The organism is Alcaligenes sp. HNGD-HTN06 (genome assembly GCF_049932565.1).
GTDB lineage: Bacteria > Pseudomonadota > Gammaproteobacteria > Burkholderiales > Burkholderiaceae_B > Alcaligenes > Alcaligenes ammonioxydans.
The window spans coordinates 3,006,825-3,022,449 of the sequence record NZ_CP187782.1 but is presented as its reverse complement, the minus strand read 5'-3'; the positions used below and the strand labels follow the sequence as shown (position 1 = coordinate 3,022,449).

Here is a 15,625-nt window from a genome sequence, read left to right as displayed (position 1 = left end):
AAAATCCGCACAACGATTATTGTTTTTTGGCGAAATTTCGCACGGATTTTATGAATTCCATTCCGGTTTCTTCGGGATTGCGGCGGCGCTTCAGGCTCGAATGGCTGTTTTTGCTGAGCGTGGCTGTGGTGCTGGGCCTGTTCGCTTTCTGGCGCTCGGCTGATTTGGGCACGGCCCGTTTGCTCACACAAAGCGAACAGCGGCTCGACTCCCTGATGCGTGGCAATGCGGGCTGGATTCAGACCATCCGTGACAAATTCCGCACATTGTCATTTGCCCTGGCGCAGGACGAGGCCTTGCGTCAGTACCTCATGGGCAACCCCGCCTATGGCGATGCCCAGGCACTGAACCGCAAGTTCGAGCAGTTGGCCGAGGACACCGGCGCACCGGTGCTGTATTTGCTGGATATTCATTCGCAGACGCTGGTCTCGAGCAATTGGCAGGCGCCCGACAGCTTTGTGGGCAATCACTATGGCTTTCGCCCTTATTTCACCAAAGCCCTGGAGCAGGGGCACGCTGAATACTTTGCTTTGGGAACCTCCAGCGGCAAGGCCGGGCTGTATATTTCCCGAATGGTGCAGGGGCAGGACGGCAAGGCCGTCGGCGTGGTGGTGATCAAGCTGGTGTTTGATCTGCTGGAAAAAGAGTGGGAAGGCTATGGCGACCGCATGTTTGTCAGCGATCCGAATGGCGTGATCTTGCTCAGTGGTGAGCCGGACTGGCGTTTGCACAGTCTGGATCAGGCCGCGCCCGAACAACTGGCCCAGCTGCGAGCCAGCCGGCAGTTTGGCAGCGAAGCTCTGGAGCCGGTGGGGCTGCGCATGTCGAACTCTGGAAACCGGGCCTCGTTCTGGACCTTGGGGCAGGAGCGGTTCTTGCATGTACAGCAAGCGGTGATGGGCAGCGACTGGACGCTACATGCGATGGCACCCATGGACGCCGCCTTGCGGACGCAGGCCTTTCAGTCCCGTCTGACCGTTATGGGCTTGTTGTGTGCGGCTCTGGTGCTGGCTGCCCTGGGCTTGCAGCGCAGTCAGCAGCGCCGTGAAACCCAGGCGCGTCAGGCCTTGTTGCGCGACGCTCTGGAGGAGGCCGTGGAGTCGCGCACCGCTCAGTTGCAGGTGGCGCGTCGTCGTCTGGAGCAGGAGATGCAGGCCTTGCAGGAGGCCCGCTCGCGTGCGCGCGATTTGCGAGAGCAGTTGGAGCAGGCCGAAAAATTGTCGTTTCTGGGGCAGGTGACGGCAGGAGTGGCCCACGAAATCAATCAGCCGGTGGCCGCCATTGAAGTCTACGCTGATAACACCTTGCGCCTGCTGGAGCAGGGGCAGACTGAGACCGCTCGCCAGAACCTGAGTCGCATCCAGGCGCTGACCCAGCGTATTGGCAGCATCACATCCCAGCTTTGTCATTACGCTCGCAAGCCGCAGGAGCAGGAAGGGCCCGTGCTGGTGCGGTCAGCAGTCGAGAGCGCCTGGCAGTTGCTGGAACATCGGGCGCGGGCGCAAGCGGTGGCGCTGGAGCAGGAGGGCATGAGCGAGCCCGTACAGGTATGGGCCTTGCCGGTCCGCCTGGAGCAGGTGCTGGTGAATTTGTTGCGTAATGCGCTCGATGCTCTTGAGGGGCGTTCTCAGGGACGTATTCGTATCGAGGTGATGAACGAGACGCGACATGTGCGCATCGTGGTGTCCGACAACGGGCCAGGCCTGAGTGCGGAAATTCGCCAGCGCCTGTTCACCCCCTTTAGTTCCAGCCGGCACCAAGGACTGGGATTGGGCCTGGTGATCTCGCACGATATTGTGGCGGCCCTCGGTGGCCGTCTGGAAGAAGGGCCGTCGCGTTTGGGCGGGGCCACGTTTCACATTGTGCTGCGGAATGCTGACAGCAAGCAGGACCAGGGAGAGGGTTGAAAATGGAAGTCGCGTTTGTTGATGATGATGCCGATCTGCGTGCTGCCGTTGTGCAAAGTCTGGAGCTGGCAGGCTTGAAGGTAATGGCTTTTGCCAGTGCTCAGGAGGCGTTGAGTCGCTTGCCCACGGATTATCCTGGGGTGGTGGTAACCGATATCCGGATGCCCGGGATGGATGGTCTGGCGCTGATGCGCGCCTTGCATGCCCGCGACCCGGATCAGCCTGTCGTTCTGATTACCGGCCATGGCGACATTGACATGGCCGTACAAGCCATGCGCGACGGTGCGTTTGATTTCCTGAGCAAACCTTACCAGGCAGAACGATTGTTGACAGTGATTCGCCATGCCGCCATGCAACGCAGTCTGGTCTTGCAGAACCGGGCCTTGCGCGAGGAGCTGGACGAGGATGGTCAGGGCCCGGCGCTTCTGGGCAATTCGGAGGTGATGATCAATCTGCGCGCTACGCTGCGCCACCTGGCTCAGTCCGATGTGGATGTGCTGGTGGAGGGGGAGACGGGAACGGGCAAAGAGGTTGTGGCCATGCTGCTGCATCGCTGGAGCGCTCGAGCTCAGCATCGGTTTGTGGCGCTCAATTGCGGAGCCTTGCCCGAAACCATTATTGAAAGCGAGTTGTTTGGTCATGAGGCGGGCGCTTTTACCGGTGCTCAGCGCAGACGGGTAGGCAGTGTGGAGCATGCTCATCAGGGCACTCTGTTTCTGGATGAGATTGAAAGCATGCCCATGATTGCGCAGGTACGCTTGCTGCGCGTGCTGGAAACCCGTTGCGTGACGCCTTTGGGCACCAATGAAGAGCACCCGGTCGATATTCGGGTAGTGGCCGCCAGCAAGGTGGATTTGTCCGATCCCGGACAACGTGCGAACTTCCGGGCGGATTTGTACTATCGCTTAAATGTGGTGACCTTGCGCCTGCCGCCGCTCCGAGAGCGCAAAGAAGATATTCCCATGCTGTTCGCGCATTTCGCTGCGCTCGCCGCCAAAAAATACGGCATGGCGCAAAAGATTCCCGATGCACACAGCCTGGCTTATATGCAGTCCCATCACTGGCCGGGAAATGTGCGCGAACTGGCGCATTTTGCACAGCGTGAGGTGTTGGGCGTGCAGCCTGTGCTCGCCAGGGAGGGGGTGGGAGAGGAGTTAAGTCTGCCCGCCCGCATGGAACAATTCGAGGCGCAGCAGATCCGGCAGGCCCTGGCACGTCATCGGGGTGATATCAAAGCGACACTGCAGGATCTGCGCATCCCGCGCAAAACCTTTTATGACAAGTTGCAGCGTCACGGTATTTCACGCAGCGATTTTGTGGAAGAGGGCCTGCCACAGAGCTGATTCTTCCGGTGGTGGCAAAGGCTTGTCTTTGACAGAGGTGCAGGCTGACGTGGTCGATGCTGCAGGCCGCCGTGGTTTTATTGTGTTTATTGATCGGGGAAGCTTTGCCGTAGCAAGGGGGCAAAGAGCGTGTGCGGACCGACTTGTCCCGCGCAGCCGCAGGGTTCCTTAGCGGCGCAGTCACATAAAAATAGCGGCCAAGGCCGCTATTTTTTTATCGTACTGCCAGGCGGTGAAACCTTACTCCTGCATGCCGGGAACGATGCAGTTAAAGCCGGCGTCAACGTGCGTGATTTCGCCCGTGATGCCGCTGGCCAGTTCGGACATCAGGAAGGAGGCCACATTGCCCACTTCTTCGATGGTAACGTTGCGCTGCAGGGGGGCGTGGGTTTCGACGAACTTCAGGATGGTGGAGAAGTCCTTGATGCCGCTGGCAGCCAGGGTCTTGATGGGACCGGCCGAGATGGCATTGGCACGAATGCCGTACTCGCCCAGAGCGACGGCCAGGTAGCGCACGGACGCTTCCAAAGCGGCTTTGGCCACGCCCATTGTGTTGTAGTTGGGGATGGCCTTCTCGGCGCCCAGATAGGTCAGCGTCAGTACCGAACTCTTGCGACCCTTGAGCAAGGGCAGGGCGGCTTTTGCCAGCGCCGGGAAGCTATAGGCGGAAATGTCGTGAGCCACGCGGAACGACTCACGCGACAGACCATCCAGAAAATTGCCGGCAATGGCTTCACGAGGAGCAAAGCCGATGGAGTGAACCAGGCCGTCCAGACCGTCCCAGCGCTCGCCCAGCGAGGCCATGGCTTGTTCAATCTGCGCGTCTTCAGACACGTCACAGGGCAAGACGATATCCGTGCCCAGTTCCTGGGCGAAGCCTTCAACGCGTTCTTTAAACCGCTCGCCCACATAGGTCAGGGCAATATCAGCACCTTGTTGGCGACATGCTTGCGCAATCCCGTAAGCAATGGAGCGGTTCGAGAGAACGCCTGTGACCAGGATGCGTTTTCCTTGCAGGAAACCCATGCTGAAAATCCTTTATGTAATTAGTGGGTGGACTTAGCCACGAATATTGGAACCGGGAACACGCAAACGTGTGCCCCTGGAAAGAGAGTTGCCTTTGAGATTGTTCAGGCGTCGCAGTTCAGCCACCGAGGTGTCGTACCGTTTGGCCAAAGCGTAGAGTGTATCGCCCTGGCGGACTGTGTGGGTACGGACATTGGCTCCGCGGCGCAACACAACCGTGTCGCTCTTGCGGTTGACGCTGGCCGTTTGCGCGCGCGCCTGGCGGGCACTCTGGGCAACAGGAGCGGCCGGTGTATTGGTCAGGGAGGCCAACTGCAGACTGCCTTCACCCAAGGTCGTGCTGGGGACCAGCAGTGTCTGGGCGACCGCTTTGCTGCGTTTGCTGCTCAAGCCGTTAATGGAACGCAGTTGCGACAGGGTAATGCCGTGTCGCTGGGCGATGGACAAATAGCTTTCGCCGCGTTTGGCCTGGTAGGCTTTCCAGTTGCTGAGCTTGCCTTGGTAGGCTGCCAGATTGGCTTTGAAGATGTCTACTTTGTTGGCGGGCAACAGCAAGGTGCCGCGTTCGGCCGGAATGGTGGGGCGATTGTGGGCAGCATTCAATGCCTTGAACTCGTCCACGGAAATCTCGGCCAGTTCGGCCGCCAGGGCGACGTCAATGTCCTTGTTCTTGCGCACCGCAGTGAAATAGGGCGTATTGCTCACGGGAGGCAAGGTGATGCCGTAGCGCTCGGGGTTGGCCACAATATTTTTGATGGCCTGCAGCTTGGGGACGTAATTGCGCGTTTCGTCCGGCATTTTCAGTGATAAGTAATCAACGTCCAGGTTGGCTTGTTCGTTGCGTTCCATGGCGCGTCGTACTGACCCTTCGCCCCAGTTGTAGGAGGCCAGTGCCAGATACCAGTCACCCTGAAACTCGTACAGATACGACAGATAATCCAGGGCAGCACGGGTGGACTCGACCGGGTCACGGCGCTGGTCTACCCACCAGTTTTGCTCCAGCTTGTATTGCGTGCCGGTGCTGGGAATGAACTGCCACAGACCCGAAGCATGAGAGCGCGAATAGGCGACCGGGTTATAGGCGCTTTCCACAAAAGGCAGCAGCGCCAGTTCCGAGGGCAGACCCCGGGCATCGAGTTCGTCCATGATGTGATAAAGGTAGCGCGAGGCGCGCTGGCTCATGGTGCGGATGGACTCGGGGTGGGAGGCGTAATAATTGGTCCAGTAATCGACCAGGTCGGTATGCAGATTGGGGATGGCAAAGCCCCGGCGCATACGGTCCCAGGCATCTTTTGGGGGGTGGGTCAGATCAATCGTGCGAGACGTATCGGCGGCAATGCTGGTGGAGGTTTTGGCGGCTTTTTGGGGGCTGACCTTGGGGCCTGTGGCGCAACCTGCCAGCACGAAAGCGCATAGCAGCGCAAAAAGTCTCATTAGGTTCATTGCGGAATCTTCAGAAATTGTTTTTCCAGTCGCGCAGGCTGGCAAATACCTCGACAGGATTATTCAGAGGCCGGGCGGCATACTGCTCGGCAGCCTTGATAACAGCAGTCGTCTCGCAACGCAGAAACGGATTGGTAGCCAATTCTGTTTTCAGGGTGGAGGGCACCGTGGGCAAGTTCTGCTGACGCTTGAGCTTATCCTGTTCCCAACGTTCATGCAGGTGGGGACTGTCTGGCTCTACCTGCAAAGCCCAGCGTAAATTGGATAAGGTGTATTCGTGCGCACAGCAGATCAGGGTGTCCGCAGGCAGTGTCGCCAACTTGCCCAAGGAGTCCATCATTTGAGCCGGGGTGCCTTCAAAAAGACGTCCGCAACCGGCGGCAAACAAGGTATCACCACAGAAAACAAAGGGCTGTTTTACCTCATTTTTACCAAAGTACGCAACGTGTCCGGCAGTGTGACCGGGGATATCCAGCACCTCCAGCGTCAGTTCCAGGGTGGGCAAATCGACTTTGTCGGACTGTCCCACACGCACGTCACAGACGGGCAGACGCTCGTGGGCCGGGCCCCATACGCGTGCAGGATGCTTTGCCAGGATATCCTTGACACCGCCAACATGGTCACCATGGTGGTGTGTCAGTAAAATGGCATCCAGTTGTAAGGATTCGCGCGCCAGCCATTCCAATACCGGGGCGGCCTGGCCGGGGTCCACAACCAGAGCGTGACCGGCTCGAGCCAAAGCCCATATATAGTTGTCATTTAGAGCAGGAAGTGGAATCAGGCGAACATCGCTTGGCACAGGCCAGGTAAATGCATTCATCATGGTAGAGGGGGAAAGCGCCAGTGGAGCAGACTTTGAATGATCAATTTGCCCAGTGGTTGGAAACCGTACCGGGGCGATATGTGCGGGCCTGGGAACAAGCCGCGATTGATGCGGAGGTGGTCAACACCTTCGGGTATCATGCCATACAAATCGGATTGCCGCATTGGGACCTCCTGGCGCAAAGTCGGGTCTGTTTCAAGGTGTGTACCGCTCAGGCCGGCGTCTTGCCTGCCGATCAGAAAAATCTGGTTTATGCCCAACCTGAACATCTGCCTTTCGATACGCAAAGCATCGATCTGCTGATTTTGCCCCATACGCTGGAAAGCGCCAGTGATCCACATCAGGTGTTGCGCGAGGCCGAGCGTGTGCTGGTGCCTGAGGGGCGCATTATCCTGACAGGCTTCAATCCCGTCAGCCTCTGGGGAGTTCATGACTGGATACCGGGTCTGGATCGGGGTACGCCCACCCTGCCTGGCGATGTCATCTTTCCTTGGCGCTTGCGCGATTGGTTGAAACTCCTGTCCTTTGATGTGCAAAGCGCGCAGATGGGTTGTTATGCCCCCTTGTGCCGTCAGCAGGCCTGGCTGGATCGCTGGGGCTGGATGGAGCGCAGCGGTGCACGCTGGTGGAGCTTTGCCGGGGCGGTTTACATGGTGGGTGCCGTCAAGCGCACACCCGCCCTGCGCCTGGTCGGCCCCAAATGGAAGAAAAATCGTCGACGTGTGCGTCGGCCTATGGTGGTTGCCGGACGCGCTGCCGATGAAGGAATAAGCAAGACATGAGTGATGTTGTTGAGATCTGGACAGACGGGGCCTGCAAGGGCAACCCGGGTTTGGGTGGCTGGGGGGCTTTGCTGCGCCACGGTGGGCGCGAGAAAGCGATCTGTGGTGGCGAGGCCAATACCACCAATAACCGTATGGAACTGATGGCCGTGATCGAGGCCTTGAAAGCCCTGAAACGTCCTTGCCAGGTGCGGGTGCATACGGATTCGCAGTATGTGCAAAAAGGCATGAACGAATGGTTGCCGGGCTGGAAGGCCCGTGGCTGGCGCACGGCAGATAAGAAGCCTGTCAAAAATGCCGATTTGTGGCAGGAGCTGGAACAGCAGGCAGCCAAGCATGAGCTGACCTGGCTGTGGGTGCGCGGTCACGCAGGCGATCCCGGTAATGAACGGGCAGATCAGCTGGCCAATGAAGGGGTGGAAATCGCCAGGCAGTTATAAGATCGTGCGCAGATTCCCGGCCTGCAGATAGTACTATTAGCCACTCGTCATATTTTGTCAGACTGCTGTGCCGGCCTGACCGGTCAGGATAAGCCGCCCATGATTTCCACGCTGCGCCTCACGATTTTTCCCTTGTTTTTTGCGCTGTTCCTGAGCAGTACGCCAGGCTGGGCGCAGTCCGGAGCCACGCGAGTAGAAGTGCTGCCTGTGCGACAAAGCGAATTGATTCGTGATGTAGCCGCGGTAGGGACCTTGGTGGCCAGGGAATCGGTCATGCTGCGCCCCGAGATTAGCGGTCGCATTTCAGCCATCAGTTTTGAGGAAGGCCAGCCCGTCAGCAAGGGGCAACTGCTGGTTCAACTGGACCCAGCCATGGCGCAGGCACAATTGAATCAGGCTCAGGCCAATTTGAATCTGGCCAGTAGTCAGCATCAGCGCTCTGCCCAACTGAGCCGTCAAGGCTTTATCAGCCAGCAGGCCAAAGATGAGTCAGGCAGTCGCCTGGCCGTGCAGCAGGCCGAAGTGCAACTGGCACGGGTACAGTTGGACAAGACCCGTATCCGTGCCCCTTTCGATGGAGTCACGGGTTTGCGCAACGTGTCTGTGGGCGATTACGTGGGGCCGGGCACCGATCTGGTGCGACTGGAGGCGATCTCCAGTCTGAACGTGGACTTTCGCATTCCCGAACAATATCTGGCCGATGTGAAACCGGGCATGCCCGTTGAACTGGGTTTTGACGCTTTTCCAGGCCAGACCCGCAAAGGCTCGGTACTGGCAGTCAGCCCGGTGGTGGATGCCGCCGGCCGTTCGATTCTGCTGCGGGCGCAGGTACCCAACGAGGACGGCGCCTTGCGCCCCGGCCTGTTCAGTCGGGTCCGGCTGGAACTGTCGCGTTATCAGGCCTTGATGGTGCCGGAAACGGCATTGGCGCCTGCTGGTCAGGACCAGTACGTCTACGTGGTCAACGATGGTCGGGCAGAGCGTCGTCAGGTGCAGGTGGGCGTGCGAGAGCAAGGCTGGGTACAGGTGACGGGCAATCTGCAAGCGGGAGACAGCGTGTTGGTGGCGGGGCTGCAAAAGGTGCGTGATGGTGTGCCCGTCGACATTCAGGAAGTGATTGACGTGCAAGCACAGCCGCAGCAATAGGACAGGATCATGGTGCTTTCCGATTTATGTATCCGCCGTCCGGTATTTGCCACGGTGCTGTCCTTGGTGATCGTGCTGGTCGGTTTCATTGCTTATGAACGTCTGACGGTACGCGAGTACCCTGCCATTGATGAGCCCGTGGTGTCTGTCATCACCAATTACAAGGGCGCGTCGCCGGAGGTAATTGAATCTCAGGTGACCAAGCCGCTGGAAGATCAACTGTCGGGGATTGAGGGCGTCAATGTGATGACCTCGCGTAGCCGCTCCGAGCGCAGCCTGATCAATATCAAGTTCAATCTGGACCGGGCCCCGGATGCGGCTGCGGCCGATGTGCGCGACAAGGTCTCGCGCGCTCGACGCTTTCTGCCTGACGAAGTGGACGAGCCCATCATCAACAAGGTGGAGGCCGACTCCACTCCCATTATTTATGTGGGGGTCGACACGGGCAACTACAGCATGCTGGAGGCCTCGGACTACATCAACCGGTATATCAAGACGCGTTTGTCCGTTCTGCCCGGTGCGGCCGAAGTCCGGGTGTTTGGCGAGCGGCTGCCTGCCATGCGTATCGATCTGGACCGAACCCGCCTGGCGGCCTATCAGTTGACGGTACAGGACGTGGAAGATGCGCTGCGCAAACAGAACGTGCTGATCCCGGCAGGACGCATCGAGTCGGATGCGCGCGAATTTTCGGTGGTGTCATCGACCGACCTGGAAACGCCCGAGGAGTTTCGCGACATCATCATCAGTCAGGCGGCCGGCTACCCGGTACGTATCTCCGATATTGCCGAGGTGCGGATCGGGCCTGCCGAAGAACGGGTGCTGGCCCGTTTCAATGGACAAAACAGTTTGAATATTGGCGTGACCAAGCAGTCCACGGCCAACCCGCTGGATCTGTCCAAGTCGGTGCGCGCGGAAGTTGAGCGCATCAATGAAAGTCTGCCGGGCAATATGAAGCTGACCGTGGCTTACGACAGCTCCATCTTTATTCAGGAATCCATTGATTCGGTGTACACCACGATTGCCGAGGCCATCTTGCTGGTGGTGCTGGTGATTGTGTTCTTTCTGCGCAGTTTCCGCGCCAGCCTCATTCCCATCGTGACAATTCCGATCTCCTTGATCGGGGCGTTTGCCATCATGTACATGCTGGGTTTTTCCATCAATACCCTGACCTTGCTGGCGATGGTGCTGGCCATTGGTCTGGTGGTGGACGATGCAATTGTGGTGTTGGAAAACGTGTATCGGCATATCGAAGAAGGCAAAACTGCCATGCAGGCTGCTTTTTTAGGTGTGCGTGAGATTGCTTTTGCCGTGATTGCCATGACGCTGACCCTGGTGGCGGTGTATGCGCCGCTGGCATTTGCCACTGGACGCACGGGACGGCTGTTCATTGAGTTTGCCCTGACGCTGGCGGCTGCCGTGCTGGTATCGGGCTTTGTGGCCCTGACTCTGACCCCCATGATGTGCTCGCGTATGTTGCGCCCTCAGGGGGCAAAAGTAGGCCGTGTCAGTCAGGGGATCGAGAACTTTCTGGTCTGGCTCACGCGAACTTACCGCCGGGCCTTGATCCGGGCCCTGCGCTGGCGCTGGCTGGTTTTGCTGATCGGCGTTGCCGTAGCGGCCAGCAGTGCCTTGCTGTTTACGGTTATTAAAAGCGAACTGGCCCCGGTTGAGGATCGTGGCGTGATCTTCGGCATTGTGAGTTCGCCCGAAGGCGCTACATTGGACTACACCTTGCACAATGTGGAGCGAGTCGAAGCCTTGTATCGCGACATCCCGGAAACCGAGGGCTATCAGTCCATTATTGGTTTTCCCACCGTGACAGACTCGTTTGCCATCTTGCGTCTGAAACCCTGGCAGGAGCGCTCGCGCACTCAGCAGTCGATCGCGCGTGAACTGCAGCCGCATTTCTCGGCCATCCCCGGCGCACGGGCCTTTCCCACCAACCCGCCTTCCCTGGGGCAGCGGGCCACTTCCAAACCCGTGGAGTTTGTCATCATGAGTCAGGCTCCCTATCCGGAGCTGGCTCGAATTGTGGACGGCTTTCTGGCGGAGCTGAAGGATTATCCGGGACTGTTGAATGTGGATACGGACTTACGCCTGAACACGCCTGAAATCCGCATTGATGTGGATCGCGACAAGCTGGCCGATACGGGCGTTTCGGTAGAGGTCGTGGGCCGCACCCTAGAGTCCATGCTGGGCGGGCGTCAGGTGACCCGTTACAAGAGTGATGGTGAACAGTACGATGTGATCGTGCAGGTAGATAAACAGGCTCGCTCCAGCCCGCAGAATATCCTGGATATTTATGTTCGCACCAAGGACGGCGGCATGGTTCAGGCATCCAATTTCCTGAAAGTTCGCGAAAGCGTGTCCCCTCAATCGCTGAACCACTTCAATCGTTTGCGTGCCGTGATTGTGGAGGCCTCGGTGGCTCCTGGCTATGCCTTGGGAGAGGTGCTCGAACACATGAATGAGGTGGCGCGCAAGACGCTGCCCGAAACCGTGCAGACCGATCTGGACGGACAATCGCGTGAGTTCCGGGACTCCTCGGGCAGTATCTATCTGGTGTTTCTGATGGCGCTGGCCTTCATTTACCTGGTGCTGGCTGCCCAGTTCGAAAGCTGGCGCAATCCGCTCATCATCATGCTGTCCGTGCCTCTGTCCATGACAGGCGCTTTGCTGGCTCTGTGGCTCTCAGGCGGAACCTTGTCCATTTATAGTCAGATTGGCTTGATTACTCTGGTGGGCCTGATTACCAAGCATGGCATTTTGATCGTGGAATTTGCCACCCAGCAGCGCGAGGCCGGAGCCAGTTTGTACAATGCCGTAGTGCGGGCCTGCGAGATGCGGCTGCGTCCCATCCTGATGACGACCGGCGCGATGGTGCTGGGGGTGTTGCCCCTGGCCTATGCCACCGGAGCGGGGGCTGAATCGCGTCAGCAGATCGGCTGGGTGCTGGTCGGCGGTTTGACGTTGGGTACCGTGTTAACCCTGTTTGTGGTGCCTGTTGCCTATACGCTGATAGCAGGGCGCAAAGCGGGGCAGGACGAGCAGCTTGAGCTGATTGATAAGCCCCAGGCCTCTCTCTAAACTGAGGGTCGGGGCGGCTACGGGGCGTCTGTCCAGCCAAGGCTTTATGCCGTGATCGACTATTGTAGGAAAAGTGAATGCGTCAAATTATTCTGGATACTGAAACCACCGGTCTGGAGCCGCGTGAAGGACACCGTATCGTTGAAGTGGGTGGGGTGGAGCTGTTCAACCGCAAATTGACTGGCCGCCATTTGCACCTGTATCTGAACCCGGATCGGGACTCCGATCCCGAAGCGCTGGCCATTCATGGTTTGACCACCGAGTTTTTGGCCGGGCATCCACGTTTCAAGGATGTGGTCGACCAAGTGCTGGATTTTGTGCAGGATGCAGAGGTCATTATTCATAATGCCTCGTTCGACACGCGCTTTCTGGATGCCGAACTGGAACGAGTCGGTAAAGGGCCTTTCTCGGAGTATTGCGCCAGCATCACCGACTCCTTGCTGGTGGCCCGGGAAATGCACCCCGGCAAGCGTAACTCCCTGGATGCCTTGTGCGAGCGCTACGGTATTTCCAACTCTCACCGCACCTTGCACGGCGCTTTGCTGGACTCGGAATTGCTGGCCGATGTCTGGCTGGCCATGACGCGGGGTCAGGATGCCTTGTTGATGGACTTTGACGAGTCCGATGGGCAAGGAGGACAGGGCAGCGATTTGAGCCTGGGCAAGTTTGATCCCAGCGTGTTGAAAGTGCTGCGCGCTTCGCCAGCCGATCAGGCCGAGCATGAAAAATACATGGACCTGCTGGAAAAGCAGAACAAAAAGCCACCCATGTGGCGCGAGATGCTCCAGCCAGTTACCGAATAATTATTCAGGAAAAATAGCAGGCCAAACCTTGTTAATCAGGCAAGGCCATGCTATAGTCTTTTTCTTCGCAGTTTGCAGCTCTTGCAAGCTACGGGCGGTTAACTCAGTGGTAGAGTGCCACCTTCACACGGTGGAAGTCACAAGTTCGAACCTTGTACCGCCCACCATCTTCGCTTTTCTTTATTTCCCCCCTTTGCTATCGAACATTGCCCTTATTGCGGCGGCGTGCCTGCGTCCTTGTCCGGCCTGTGTCCGCTGAGGTGGGCTGAGTTCAGGTCGTCGGTTGCCAACAGCCGATGGTTGAGGTGAGCAGTGCTGGCCCGTGCTTGAAAACAAAAACGCCCAGTGACGCATCACTGGGCGTTTTTTGTTCAGTCAGGCCTTGATGTTAGATCAAGGCAGACTGCCTGGCGTTACAGCCAGGTCAGACCGATCGAGATCACGATGCCCGAGACAATCAGTTGAATCAGGCAAAAGCCCATGATGTCTTTGGCTTTCAGGCCCGCAATTGCCAGCACTGGCAGAGCCCAGAAGGGTTGCAGCATGTTAGTCCAGGAATCGCCCCAGGCAACGGCCATGGCAGTACGCGCCATATCGGCGTCCAAGGCCTGGGTGGCAGCAATTACAACCGGGCTTTGTACCGCCCACTGTCCACCGCCCGAAGGTACAAAAATATTGACCAGACCGGCGCTCATGAAGGTCCAGAAGGGCAGGGTGGTGGCGGTTGCAAAGGACACCATCCATTCGGACAAGCTGGCCGCCAGACCGGAATCAATCATGATTGCCATGATGCCGGCGTAAAAGGGGAACTGGATCACAATACCGGCACCGCCACGAATGGCCTCGTCCAGACTTTTGAGTAGACGTCGAGGGGTACCGTGCAGCAGGATGGCCAGAATCAGAAAGGTGAAATTGATCACGTTCAGGTTCAGAGTGGCCCCACGCAGCACGTAGTAATCAAACAGGTACGCCAGGCCCGCCACACCAATCACGATTGAGATCAGGCGACTGTTTTCCAGTCGATCTGCGGGACGGTCCGTGGTTTGTTTGACATCATCGGGCGCATCTTCCAGCAGGTTTGGGTCTACATAAATGCTTTCCTTGTCGCTGGGCAGCATCAGGCGATTGACGAGCGGGACCAGAATGAACAAGGCGATCACGATCGCCAGGTTGAAGAAGGCAAAGATAGTGTCTGATGTACTGATAATGCCAATTTTGTCTTCGGAGAAATGTCCCGAGGTGGCAATGGTCAGCGGTACGGAACCGGCCAGGCCGCCGTGCCAGACCAGAAAACCCGAGTACGCACTGGCAACCAGCAGACGGTAATCAACGCGAACCTGACGCGCCAGCTCCTTGGCAAACAAGGCGCCGACGACTAGGCCGAAACCCCAGTTGATCCAGCTGGCGGCCAGCGAAACCAGGGTGACCAGAATAATGGCCGAGCCGGCAGAGCGGGCCAGAGAGGCAAGTCCCCGCAACCAGCTTTTCACCAAGGGTGTGCTGGCCAGCATGTGTCCAGTCAGCAAAACCAGCAGCATTTGCATGGCAAAGGTCAACAGTCCCCAAAAACCGTTGCCCCAGTACTGGATGATCTCCATCGGAGAGCGTTGCTCGAAAGCCATGGCGGCAATGCCGGCAATCAAGGTGAGCAGGATGACGAAAATATACGGATCGGGAAGATAGCGTTCAACCAGGCGGACCGAACCGCGCGTCATGGCTTTAAACATAGAGTGTGCTCCTGTGGACTTGCGCCAGTATTTGCGCGGGTCCAGATGTTTTGAGAGTGTATGGATGCCTGTTGGTCGGGCATCTTGCTGACAGCATTCCGATAAGAATGCTCAGTACGGCCGTATTGTTGGCGAGATGTCGCTCATTGTGAAGACGGGAAAACCTGCACCCTCATGTTCTGGACCCTTGTTCTCTTACGCTATGTGCTTTACTATATAACGGTGTTTTCGAAAGAACCGTCACTCATCGCTCGATGATGGGTTCTGTTTACGGGCCCCTGGGGCCCGTTTTTTTTTGCCATGAAATGTGTGGTGTTGCCATTGGGCTTTCTCTCGGGCGCAACCCATAGAGAAATGGGATGAGACAAGCGCCCAGACTTCTTGCTGCCGCAGGCTTTTTTGTTGTGCATGAGATCGTGGCGGCAGTTGGAGCCAGTCTCCGACTGCCAGCGCACACGGTTGAATTACCGGTTTGATATGCGCGAGGGGCCTGGGGCCCCCCGAACTTCTCACATGTTCTTCAGCGCAGCACGACCATACTGATTGTTGTGCTCCACCACGCGCGTCAGCATGGTCATAAACGTCTGACGCTGTTTGGCGGTCAGTGGGTCCAGCAGTCGCTCTTGTGCCCGGTTCATGCCGCTACTGATTTCCTTCATGGCCGCCAGACCGGCTTCGGTGATGTACGTTTGGCGGGAACGGCGGTCCTCGGGGTTGATGCGTCGCCCCAGCAAGCCTTTTTCTTCCAGCCTGCGGATGACATCGGCGGAGGTAGTGCGATCCAGGCCTAGCTCGTAACCAATCGTGGTCTGATCCAGCCAGGGGGAGCCCATCAACACCGACAGGACTCCGTGCTGGACAGGCGTGAGGTCGCTTTTGCACTCCTCGTAGAACATGGCGTAGTGAATCTGGTTAAGACGGCGAACCAGAAAACCGGGCCGGGACCACAGTTTGCGTCGATACAGCTCGGCATTTTCTTCTTCCACTGGACCCAGGATTTCGGCCTCGTCGGCTTCCAGTCGTTCTTCTTGCTTTAGCTCGGCGTGATTCTTCATGGATAAGTCAGTCATCGATTGAGTGGCCTTCAGCCTGTTGCCC

At 57.9% G+C, this 15,625-nt stretch carries 12 protein-coding genes and 1 tRNA gene; 8 read left to right on the top strand and 5 right to left on the bottom strand.

Annotation, left to right across the window (positions count from 1 at the left end; genetic code table 11):
- Positions 1 to 50 precede the first annotated feature (50 nt).
- Together ACOZ42_RS13835 and ACOZ42_RS13830 are read left to right on the top strand one after the other, a co-directional pair.
- A complete protein-coding gene (locus tag ACOZ42_RS13835) occupies positions 51 to 1,907 on the top strand; it encodes a sensor histidine kinase (protein WP_230406201.1) in 1,857 nt (618 codons plus the stop codon).
- A gap of 2 nt (positions 1,908 to 1,909) precedes the next feature.
- A complete protein-coding gene (locus ACOZ42_RS13830) occupies positions 1,910 to 3,250 on the top strand; it encodes a sigma-54-dependent transcriptional regulator (protein ID WP_059318288.1) in 1,341 nt (446 codons plus the stop codon).
- A gap of 240 nt (positions 3,251 to 3,490) precedes the next feature.
- Here the strand turns inward: ACOZ42_RS13830 and fabI are convergent, their stop codons facing one another.
- The 3 genes from fabI to gloB are packed head-to-tail and all read right to left on the bottom strand — an operon-like array spanning position 3,491 to position 6,539.
- Positions 3,491 to 4,276 (bottom strand): enoyl-ACP reductase FabI, encoded by a 786-nt coding sequence (gene fabI / locus ACOZ42_RS13825; RefSeq protein WP_003805533.1) that lies wholly within the window; start codon positions 4,274 to 4,276, stop codon positions 3,491 to 3,493.
- Between the two features lie 33 nt (positions 4,277 to 4,309).
- Positions 4,310 to 5,719, bottom strand: coding sequence for a transglycosylase SLT domain-containing protein (locus tag ACOZ42_RS13820; protein WP_039944112.1), 1,410 nt, complete (start codon positions 5,717 to 5,719; stop codon positions 4,310 to 4,312).
- 10 nt (positions 5,720 to 5,729) lie between these two features.
- Positions 5,730 to 6,539 (bottom strand): hydroxyacylglutathione hydrolase, encoded by an 810-nt coding sequence (gene gloB, locus ACOZ42_RS13815; protein WP_426345855.1) that lies wholly within the window; start codon positions 6,537 to 6,539, stop codon positions 5,730 to 5,732.
- 23 nt (positions 6,540 to 6,562) lie between these two features.
- Here gloB and ACOZ42_RS13810 point away from each other — a divergent pair, with 23 nt between their 5' ends.
- The 6 genes from ACOZ42_RS13810 to ACOZ42_RS13785 all read left to right on the top strand — a co-directional run bounded on the left by ACOZ42_RS13810 (position 6,563) and on the right by ACOZ42_RS13785 (position 12,967).
- Complete coding sequence (locus ACOZ42_RS13810; RefSeq protein ID WP_003805527.1) at positions 6,563 to 7,324, top strand: class I SAM-dependent methyltransferase; 762 nt, start codon at positions 6,563 to 6,565, stop codon at positions 7,322 to 7,324.
- On the top strand, positions 7,321 to 7,764 hold the full coding sequence (gene rnhA / locus ACOZ42_RS13805; RefSeq protein ID WP_003805526.1) for a ribonuclease HI: 444 nt from the start codon (positions 7,321 to 7,323) through the stop codon (positions 7,762 to 7,764). The genes ACOZ42_RS13810 and rnhA overlap by 4 nt, the downstream gene beginning before the upstream one ends.
- A 99-nt stretch (positions 7,765 to 7,863) precedes the next feature.
- Complete coding sequence (locus ACOZ42_RS13800; protein WP_003805523.1) at positions 7,864 to 8,910, top strand: efflux RND transporter periplasmic adaptor subunit; 1,047 nt, start codon at positions 7,864 to 7,866, stop codon at positions 8,908 to 8,910.
- A 9-nt stretch (positions 8,911 to 8,919) separates the two neighbouring features.
- Positions 8,920 to 11,997, top strand: a complete 3,078-nt coding sequence (locus ACOZ42_RS13795) for an efflux RND transporter permease subunit (protein WP_003805520.1) — start codon at positions 8,920 to 8,922, stop codon at positions 11,995 to 11,997.
- A gap of 77 nt (positions 11,998 to 12,074) precedes the next feature.
- Positions 12,075 to 12,800: a DNA polymerase III subunit epsilon gene (gene dnaQ / locus ACOZ42_RS13790; RefSeq protein ID WP_003805518.1), complete on the top strand. Its 726-nt coding sequence runs from the start codon at positions 12,075 to 12,077 to the stop codon at positions 12,798 to 12,800.
- Positions 12,801 to 12,892: 92 nt separating this feature from the next.
- Positions 12,893 to 12,967 (top strand) — tRNA-Val (locus tag ACOZ42_RS13785).
- Positions 12,968 to 13,213: 246 nt separating this feature from the next.
- On the opposite strand, the gene ACOZ42_RS13780 is transcribed toward ACOZ42_RS13785, so the two are convergent.
- Together ACOZ42_RS13780 and ACOZ42_RS13775 are read right to left on the bottom strand one after the other, a co-directional pair.
- Entirely contained in the window at positions 13,214 to 14,527 is a 1,314-nt protein-coding gene (locus ACOZ42_RS13780) for a short-chain fatty acid transporter (protein WP_240209216.1), read from the bottom strand.
- Positions 14,528 to 15,036: 509 nt separating this feature from the next.
- Positions 15,037 to 15,597 (bottom strand): MarR family winged helix-turn-helix transcriptional regulator, encoded by a 561-nt coding sequence (locus ACOZ42_RS13775; RefSeq protein WP_003805514.1) that lies wholly within the window; start codon positions 15,595 to 15,597, stop codon positions 15,037 to 15,039.
- Positions 15,598 to 15,625: the final 28 nt, after the last annotated feature.